The following is a 7,436-nucleotide window of genomic DNA, read 5'->3' as shown; positions in this document are numbered from 1 at the left end:
CGGCCGATCGCGTCGGTGCCCAGCAGGTACTGCGCCGAGCCGCCCTCCTGCCACGCGGGCGGCTTGAGGAAGGCGGCGCTGTTGGTCGCATCCGGCGCGTGCGGCGCCACCCAGGGCGCGAACAGGGCCAGCAGCAGCAGGAAGGCGACCACCGCCAGGCCGGCGACGGCGCCCTTGTTGGCGGAGAACGAGATCCAGAACTCGCGCAGCGGCCCGGGGGGCGCGGCGGGCACGGGGCTGGCCGGAGGCAACACGGCGCTCATCTCAATGCCCTCCCTGGCGGATGCGCGGGTTGATCAGGCCGTAGGCCACGTCCACCAGCAGGTTCACGCTCATCACCACCACGCCCAGCAGCAGCATGCCGCCCTGCAGCACCGGGTAGTCGCGCCGGTTGATCGCCTCGATCAGCCACTTGCCCACGCCCGGCCAGGAGAAGATGGTCTCGGTGAGGATGGCGCCGGTGAACAGCACGCCCACCTGCAGCCCGATCACGGTGACCACCGGGATCAGCGCGTTGCGCAGCGCGTGCACGCCGACCACGCGCAGCGGCGGCAGGCCCTTGGCCCGCGCCGTGCGGATGTAGTCCTCGCCCAGCACCTCCAGCATCGCCGAGCGCGTCATGCGGGCGATCACCGCCAGCGGGTTGGTGCCGAGCACGATGGCCGGCAGCACCAGGTGCTTGAGCGCCGACAGGAAGGCGCCCTTCTCGTCCGACAGCAGCGAATCCACCAGCAGGAACCCGGTCTTCGGCTCGATGTAGTACTGCACCGAGAGCCGGCCCGACACCGGCGTCCATCCGAGCTGCACCGAGAACAGCAGGATCAGCAGCAGCCCCCACCAGAAGATCGGCATGGAGTAGCCGGTAAGCGAGGTGGCCATCACCCCGTGGTCGAACACCGAGTTGCGCTTGACGGCCGCGACGATGCCGGCCGGGATGCCGAGCAGCAGCGCGAACAGGATCGCGCACACGGCCAGCTCGATGGTGGCCGGGAACAGCGCGCCGAATTCGCTCAGCACGGGCGCCTGCGTGATGATGGACTTGCCCAGGTCGCCCTTGAGCACGCGCGCGATGTAGACGCCGTACTGCACCAGCACCGGCTGGTCGAAGCCGTACTCCTGCACCAGCTTGGCGTGCCGCGCCGGGTCGATCCCGCGCTCGCCCGCCATGGTCTCGATCGGGTCGCCGGGAACCAGCCGGATCAGGAAGAACGCCAGCAGCGTCATCCCGAAGAACGTGGGGATGACCAGCGACAGGCGGGTCAGGATGAAGCGCAGCATGGGGAGATTGTCGCGTACCAGAAGAACCCAACTACCGGACGCAAAGAACGCAAAGGTCCGCAAAGGACGCAAAAGAAAGGCCTTGAAGTTGTCTTTGCCTTATTTTTTGCGTCCTTTGCGCGCCCTTTGCGCCCTTTGCGTCCGGTAGTCCGTATTCGGCTGTCCGTATCCGGCTGTTCCTGCTACTTCTTGTCGCGCAGCTCCCGCCGCAGGATCTTGCCCACGGGCGTCTTGGGCAGGTCGGTGCGGAATTCCACCACGCGCGGCTGCTTGTAGCCGGTGAGGTTCGCGCGGCAGTACTCCTTGACCTTCTGCTCGGTGAGCGACGGGTCCTTCTTCACGATCACCAGCTTCACCGCCTCGCCGGTCTTCTCGTCCGGCACGCCGACCACCGCGCATTCGGCCACGCCGGGCAGCATCGCCACGACGTCCTCGACCTCGTTGGGGTACACGTTGAAGCCGGACACCAGCACCATGTCCTTCTTGCGGTCGACGATGCGGAAGTAGCCGCGCTCGTCCTCGATGCCGATGTCGCCGGTCTTGAAGTAGCCGTCGGCCGTCATGACCTTGGCCGTCTCGTCGGGGCGCTGCCAGTAGCCCGCCATCACCTGCGGGCCCTTGATCGCGATCTCGCCCGGCTGGCCGCGCGGCACCTCGCGGCCCTCGTCGTCGATGCACTTCATCCAGGTGGAAGGCAGCGGCACGCCGATGGTGCCGGTGAACTCGGTGCTGGTCACCGGGTTGCAGCTCACCGAAGGCGAGGTTTCCGACAGGCCGTAGCCCTCGCAGATCGGGCAGCCGGTCTTCTGCAGCCACAGCCTGGCCACCGCGCCCTGCACCGCCATGCCGCCGCCCACCGACACCTTCAGGTTGGACCAGTCCACCTTGTCGAAATCGGGATGGTTGGCCAGGCCGTTGAACAGCGTGTTGACGGCCGGGAAGCTGTGGAACTTGTACTTGGAGAGCTCCTTCAGCACGGCCGGCAGGTCGCGCGGGTTGGGGATCAGGATCAGCTTGGCGCCGGTGCGCAGCGACAGCATCATGCCCACCGTGAAGGCGAAGATGTGGTACAGCGGCAGCGCGCACACGCCCGTGGGCTGCTCGCTGGCCGGCACCTTGCCCATCACCGGCTGGTTCCAGGCTTCGGACTGCAGCACGTTGGCGATCACGTTCCGGTGCAGCAGCACCGCGCCCTTGGAGACGCCCGTGGTGCCGCCGGTGTACTGCAGCACCGCCACGTCGTCGGGCTTGATCTCGGGCTTGCGCACGGTGCTGCGGCTGCCCTGCTTGACGGCTTCGTTGAAGCGCACGGCCCCGGGCAGGCTGTAGGCCGGCACCATCTTCTTGACCTTGCGCACCACGTAGTTGACCAGCGCGCCCTTGAGGCCGCCCAGCATGTCGCCCATGCTCGCCAGCACCACGTGCTTCACCGGCGTGGCGGCGATGCACTGCTGCAGCGTGTTGGCGAAGTTCTCGATGATGACGATCGCCTTGGCGCCCGAGTCCTTCAGCTGGTGCTCGAGCTCGCGCGGCGTGTACAGCGGGTTGACGTTCACCACCACGAAGCCGGCGCGCAGGATGGCGGCCACGGCCACCGGGTACTGCGGCACGTTGGGCATCATGATCGCCACCCGGTCGCCCTTGACCAGGCCCAGCCCCTGCAGGTACGCGGCGAAGGCGCGGCTGAAGGAATCGGTCTCGCCGAAGCTCAGCTCCTTGCCCATGAACACGTAGGCCGTGCGGGCAGCGTGCTTGACGAAGCTCTCCTCCATCAGCTGCACCAGCGAGTGGTACTGCGAGGGATCGATGTCGGCCGGCACGCCTTGTGGATAGGCGGCAAGCCAGGGGCGGTCGTTCATGCGGGTCTCCATCTTGTTATCGCGCCAGATGGACAAATGACGGGTCGCCCCGTCATTCGCCGTACTGCGCCGGCGTCATCCACCGGCCGTCATTGTGTCATTTCAGACCTTCAGCGCCACCAGCACCTCGTCGAGCATCTTCTTTGCATCGCCGAACAGCATCCGGTTGTTGTCCTTGTAGAACAGCGGGTTGTCGACCCCTGCGTAGCCCGAGGCCATGCTGCGCTTCATCACGATCGAGGTCTTGGCCTTCCACACTTCCAGCACCGGCATGCCGGCGATCGGGCTCGTGGGGTCGTCCTGCGCCGCCGGGTTCACGATGTCGTTGGCGCCGATCACCATGGCCACGTCGGTCTCCGGGAAGTCCTCGTTGATCTCGTCCATCTCCAGCACGATGTCGTAGGGCACCTTGGCCTCGGCCAGCAGCACGTTCATGTGGCCCGGCATGCGCCCGGCCACCGGGTGGATGCCGAAGCGTACGTTGACGCCCTTCTCGCGCAGGTGCTTGGTGATTTCGTACACCGTGTGCTGCGCCTGCGCCACCGCCATGCCGTAGCCCGGCACGATGATCACGTTCTTCGATTCGCGCAGCAGCTCCGCCGTCTCGGCGGCGCTGACCGCCGTCACCTCGCCGGCCGGCTGCGCGCCGGCCGCCGCCGCGGGCGCACCGCCGCCGGTGCCGAAGCCGCCGGCGATCACGCTGATGAAGTTGCGGTTCATCGCCCGGCACATGATGTACGACAGGATGGCACCGGAGGAGCCGACCAGCGCGCCCACCACGATCAGCAGGTCGTTGGACAGCATGAAGCCGGTGGCCGCGGCCGCCCACCCGGAGTAGCTATTGAGCATCGACACCACCACCGGCATGTCCGCCCCGCCGATGGCCATCACCATGTGGATGCCGAACAGCAGCGCGATCACCGTCATCACGATCAGCGGCGTCATGCCGGCCTGGATGGTCTCGGCATGCAGGAACTCGCGGCCGAACCAGATCACGACCAGCAGGCCCAGCAGGTTGATCCAGTGGCGCGCCGGCAGCAGCAGCGGCTTGCCGCCGATCTTGCCGGACAGCTTGCCGAAGGCGATGATCGAGCCGGAGAAGGTGACGGCGCCGATCAGGATGCCGACGTAGATCTCCACTTCGTGGATGGACTTCTCGGCCGGCGTCGCGAACACGGTGGAGGTGTCGACGTAGCTGGCGAAGCCGACCAGGCAGGCCGCCAGACCCACCAGGCTGTGCATCAGCGCGACCAGCTCCGGCATCTGCGTCATCTGCACCTTCTTGGCCGCGACCATGCCGATGCTGCCGCCGACGACCAGCGCCGCGATGATCCAGGCATAGCCGGCCGGCGTGACGCGCGGGCCGAACACGGTGGCGAGCACCGCCACGGTCATGCCGATGATGCCGAAGACGTTGCCGCGCCGGGCGGTCTCGGGGTTGGACAGGCCGCCCAGGCTCAGGATGAACAGGATGGTCGAGCCGATGTAGGAGACGGTGGAAAGGCTTGCGTTCATGTCCGTCTCCTTCTTACTTGCGGAACATCGCCAGCATGCGCCGCGTGACCGCGAAGCCGCCGAACATGTTGACGGCCGTCAGCGCCAGCGCGAACACCGCCAGCGCCAGGATCAGCACGTTGGGCCGGTCGGCCCCGCCGTCGGTGAGCGGCGGCGCCACCTGGATCAGCGCGCCGATGGCGATGATCGAGGAGATCGCGTTGGTCACGCTCATGAGCGGCGTGTGCAGCGAGGGCGTGACGTTCCACACCACCATGTAGCCGACGAAGCAGGCCAGCACGAACACGGTGAAGTGCGACAGGAAGGTCGCCGGCGCGTACAGGCCCACCAGCAGGAACAGGATGGCGCCGATGCCGAACACGGTGGCCAGCGCCGTGGCGGACATCGGTTCGCCGGCGCCGTGGCCGTGGCCCTTGGCCTTCTCGGCCGGCTTCGCCGCCGCGGCCGGCTTCGCGGCCGGCGCCGGCGCGACCTTCGGCGGCGGTGGCGGCCAGGTGATGTTGCCTTCCTTGACCACCGTCAGGCCGCGGATCGCATCGTCTTCCATGTTGACGTCGATCCTGCCGTCCTTGGTCTTGCACAGCTCCTCGGTCAGGCGCAGCAGGTTGGTCGCGTAGAGCGTCGAGGACTGCTTGGCCAGGCGCGAGGCCAGGTCGGTGTAGCCGACGATGGTCACGCCGTGGCGCACCACGGCCTCGCCCGGCACCGTCAGTTCGCAGTTGCCGCCGCGCTCGGCCGCCATGTCGACGATGACGCTGCCCGGCTTCATGCTCTGCACCATCTCGGCGGTGATCAGCCGCGGCGCGGGCTTGCCGGGGATCAGCGCGGTGGTGATGATGATGTCGACTTCCCAGGCCTGCTGCGCGTACATCTCGCGCTGCGCCTTCTGGAAGCCCTCGCTCATGACCTTGGCGTAGCCGCCGCCGCCCGAGCCTTCTTCCTCGTAGTCGACCTTGACGAACTCGCCGCCCATGGAGACGACCTGGTCGGCCACTTCGGCGCGCGTGTCGTTGGCGCGCACGATGGCGCCCAGCCCCACCGCGGTGCCGATGGCGGCCAGGCCGGCGACGCCGGCGCCGGCGATGAAGACCTTGGCCGGCGGCACCTTGCCCGCGGCCGTGATCTGCCCGCTGAAGAAGCGCCCGAAGGCATGGGCCGCCTCGATCACGGCGCGGTAGCCGCTGACGCCGGCCGTGGAGGTCAGCGCGTCCATCTTCTGCGCGCGCGACAGCGTGCGCGGCAGCGAATCGATGGCCAGCACCGTGACCTTGCGGGCGGCCAGCTGCTTCATCAGCTCCGGGTTCTGCGCCGGCCAGATGAAGGTGATCAGCGTCTGGCCTTCGTGCATCAGCGCGACTTCATCGGCCGTCGGCACGCCGATCTTGAAGATGATGTCGGCCACCGAGAACAGCCTGGCGGCGCCGTCGACGATCTCGGCGCCGGCCTCGCGGTAGGTGTCGTCGGCGAAGTTGGAAGCATCGCCGGCGCCGCTTTGCACGGCGACGCGGAAGCCGAGCTTCAGCAGCTTGGCCACCACCTCGGGCACGGTCGCCACGCGCTTTTCGCCGGCGGCCGTCTCCTTCGGCACGCCGATCAGCAATGCCTTGGTGGCCGGCGCGGGGGCGGCGGCCACACGGGTTTCACCTGCCGTGGCCTCGGCAGCGAAATCAATCTGCATGAACTCTTCTCCTGATTGGAGCCTGGTGGATCCCGCGACCTCCGGCTCGACCTGACCGCGAGCTTACATGAAACCCTGATGAGCACTGCCGCGACGCAGCGGGGGCACACTGGCGCGAGTCCGATTTCAGCATGTCGCTGGCCACCCTCCTCGCCCTGTCCCTCGCGCTGCATTTGTACATCGGCGCGCGCATCGTTCCCCAGCTGCCCTGGAGTGCAGGGCTCGCGCTGGCGCTCTTCCTGCTCGCCTCCGCGCTGCTCGTCCCCCTGTCCCTGCTCGCGCGCCGACTGCTGCGCCCGGGCGCCGCCGACCGCCTCACGTGGGCCGGCATGCTGTGCATGGGACTTTTTTCCTCGCTGCTGGTCCTGGCTGTCATGCGAGACCTGATGCTGCTCGTCCTCGACCTTGCGAACTTTGATTCGCCGCAACTGGGCGAGAACACGGCCGCCGCCGTGCCCCTGTTGGCCCTGGCACTGTCGCTGATCGGCCTCATCAACGCCCGCCGCACGGCCCCCGTGGTGCGCGTCACGGTGCCGATCGCCGGCCTGCCCGGGCCGCTGCAGGGATTCCGCATCGTGCAGATCAGCGACATCCACGTGGGCCCGACCATCAAGCGCGACTACCTCGATGCGATCGTGCAGCGCGTCAACGCGCTGGAACCGGACGTCGTGGCGATCACGGGCGACCTGGTGGACGGCTCGGTGCGCGACCTGGCGCCGCACGTCGCCCCGCTGGCGCAACTGCGGGCGCGCCACGGCAGCTTCTTCGTCACCGGCAATCACGAATACTACTCGGGCGTCCATGGCTGGCTGGAGGAACTCGGGCGGCTCGGCGTGCGCGTGCTGCACAACGAGCACGTGGTGCTGCAGCACGACGGCGCCGCCATCGTGCTGGCCGGCGTGCCCGATTACAGCGGCCACCACTTCGACCCCGCGCACCGCAGCGATCCCGAGGCGGCCCTGCGCGGCGCCCCGCCCGCCGCGCCGCGGGTGCTGCTCGCGCACCAGCCGCGCACGGCGCCGGCGGCGGCGGCGGCGGGCTTCGACCTGCAACTCTCCGGCCACACCCACGGCGGCCAGTTCCTGCCCTGGACCTTCTTCGTGCCC

The 7,436-nt window shown here is 68.2% G+C and carries 5 protein-coding genes and 1 pseudogene; 1 reads left to right on the top strand and 5 read right to left on the bottom strand.

The window, feature by feature from the left end; all coding sequences use genetic code 11:
- The 5 genes and pseudogenes from VFM98_RS20110 to VFM98_RS20090 form a co-directional block, all read right to left on the bottom strand.
- Window positions 1–263, bottom strand: a pseudogene (locus tag VFM98_RS20110) (dipeptide ABC transporter permease DppC); the annotation flags it as partial.
- 1 nt (window position 264) lies between these two features.
- Window positions 265–1,278: an ABC transporter permease subunit gene (locus VFM98_RS20105; RefSeq protein WP_325111670.1), complete on the bottom strand. Its 1,014-nt coding sequence runs from the start codon at window positions 1,276–1,278 to the stop codon at window positions 265–267.
- Window positions 1,279–1,460: 182 nt separating this feature from the next.
- On the bottom strand, window positions 1,461–3,137 hold the full coding sequence (locus VFM98_RS20100) for a long-chain-fatty-acid--CoA ligase (RefSeq protein ID WP_325111669.1): 1,677 nt from the start codon (window positions 3,135–3,137) through the stop codon (window positions 1,461–1,463).
- Window positions 3,138–3,239: 102 nt separating this feature from the next.
- On the bottom strand, window positions 3,240–4,652 hold the full coding sequence (gene pntB / locus VFM98_RS20095) for a Re/Si-specific NAD(P)(+) transhydrogenase subunit beta (RefSeq protein ID WP_325111668.1): 1,413 nt from the start codon (window positions 4,650–4,652) through the stop codon (window positions 3,240–3,242).
- A 13-nt stretch (window positions 4,653–4,665) separates the two neighbouring features.
- Window positions 4,666–6,330, bottom strand: coding sequence for a Re/Si-specific NAD(P)(+) transhydrogenase subunit alpha (locus tag VFM98_RS20090; protein ID WP_325111667.1), 1,665 nt, complete (start codon window positions 6,328–6,330; stop codon window positions 4,666–4,668).
- 131 nt (window positions 6,331–6,461) lie between these two features.
- On the opposite strand from VFM98_RS20090, the gene VFM98_RS20085 reads away from it, so the two are divergent.
- Window positions 6,462–7,436: metallophosphoesterase (locus VFM98_RS20085; RefSeq protein ID WP_325111666.1), on the top strand; the 975-nt coding region annotated here is incomplete at its 3' end.

It is taken from the genome of Ramlibacter sp. (assembly GCF_035706265.1).
Taxonomy (GTDB): Bacteria; Pseudomonadota; Gammaproteobacteria; order Burkholderiales; family Burkholderiaceae_C; genus Ramlibacter.
The sequence above is the reverse complement of the archived record's forward strand: the minus strand, read 5'-3'. Positions and strand labels throughout refer to the sequence as shown.

What these genes read in the sequence shown, in the direction of transcription:
- pntB (WP_325111668.1), bottom strand. Translation starts at nt 4,652, where the DNA reads ATGAACGCAAGCCTTTCCACCGTCTCCTACATCGGCTCGACCATCCTG.
- VFM98_RS20090 (WP_325111667.1), bottom strand. Translation starts at nt 6,330, where the DNA reads ATGCAGATTGATTTCGCTGCCGAGGCCACGGCAGGTGAAACCCGTGTG.
- VFM98_RS20105 (WP_325111670.1), bottom strand. Translation starts at nt 1,278, where the DNA reads ATGCTGCGCTTCATCCTGACCCGCCTGTCGCTGGTCATCCCCACGTTC.
- VFM98_RS20100 (WP_325111669.1), bottom strand. Translation starts at nt 3,137, where the DNA reads ATGAACGACCGCCCCTGGCTTGCCGCCTATCCACAAGGCGTGCCGGCC.